Source organism: Ruegeria sp. CDSA089, assembly GCF_059612205.1.
In genome coordinates this window covers 1-1,427 of record NZ_JBXWQD010000030.1, presented here as the reverse complement: position 1 = coordinate 1,427, position 1,427 = coordinate 1, and the positions used below count along the sequence as shown (strand labels likewise).

The following is a 1,427-nucleotide window of genomic DNA, read 5'->3' as shown; positions in this document are numbered from 1 at the left end:
ACCGTGTTGGTTTCTGGAGTATGCTTTGGCGCACTTGCTTTGAGGTTTTGAGCCTGACGCGGTGGCGACGTTAAGCATTTGATCTGGGGGATCAATTTTAGTCTGACCGGGCTGTGTAGGGGATTTCTGACACTGGTTGCGGGAGCAGGATTTGAACCTGCGACCTTCAGGTTATGAGATAGCTTACGCCCACCTGCACCAACTACGCCCAAAAACGCTGATTTACCCTATCTTATTGGAAACACTGTTTTATTATTGACGATCGGCACGCTCCGTTCCTACCTCTTACGCCATGAACCGCTTCCAGTTGCTTCCACAATGCTTCCACGGGGCGATGACAGAGAAAGGATGAGGGATGCCCAAACTGACCAAACGCGCTGTAGAAGCCCTTCCCGTTGAGGCGAAAGACTACTTTGTCTGGGATAGTCAAATTGCCGGGTTTGGTGTCCGCGTCATGCCCTCTGGGGCAAAGACCTATCAGGCGCAATATCGCAAAGGCGGACGAACACGGCGGGTTTCCATTGGACGGCATGGCAAGATCACCGTCGACGAAGCGCGGAAACTGGCAAAGGAACTCATGGGGCAAGTGGCTAAGGGTGAGAACCCAGCCGAAGAGATTGCCCAGCATCGCCGCGCACCAACGATTGCTGCCTTGTGTGAGCGGTTCTTTGATACTCATGTCAAGGAGCGCTGCAAGCCCTCCACCCAAGGCGAGTATCGCAGGGCTATCGACCTGTTTATCGTTCCCGCCATTGGCAGCTTCAAAGTGGTCGATGTGGAGCGAAAAGACATTGCCGAGCTGCACCACAAGTTCCGGGACAAACCCTATCAGGCCAACCGGACATTGGGCGTTCTGTCCAAGATGTTCAATCTGGCGGAAATCTGGGGCTTTCGGCCTGACGGGTCAAACCCTTGCTGCCATGTCCCGAAATACCGCGAAGAGAAACGGGAACGGTTTCTGAGCCAAGACGAATTGCAACGACTCGGACAGGCTCTGACAGATTCGGAGCGGGATGGATCGGAGACATCCTTTGTCGTCGCTGCCTTTCGATTGCTGATCCTGACTGGATGCCGCCTTGGTGAAATCCAAACCTTGCAATGGTCTTTCATCACAGACGCAGGAATGGAGCTACCAGACACCAAGACGGGCGCGCGGCGCATTCCCCTGCCCCAAGCAGCCCTAGCGGTTCTGAACGCCCTCCCACGGCTTCCTGACAATCCTTATGTCATCGCTGGGGCCGTTCCCGGCCACTACGCCACTGATCTGCAAAAGCCATGGCGTCGTATACGTAAGCGGGCCGGTCTGAATGACGTTCGCATTCATGACCTGCGCCATACCTATGCATCAAATGTCCGTCATCAGAGGTTTTGGGCCAGTTGGCGGTCTGACCTAAGAGAGGATCTGGCTCATCCGGTTCGCGTGATTA

General features: G+C 54.8%; 1 protein-coding gene. It reads left to right on the top strand.

The features are described from left to right. Positions 1 to 355: 355 nt before the first annotated feature. A partial coding sequence (locus AC2FJ6_RS20815; RefSeq protein WP_496669862.1) for a tyrosine-type recombinase/integrase occupies positions 356 to 1,427 on the top strand: 1,072 nt, incomplete at its 3' end.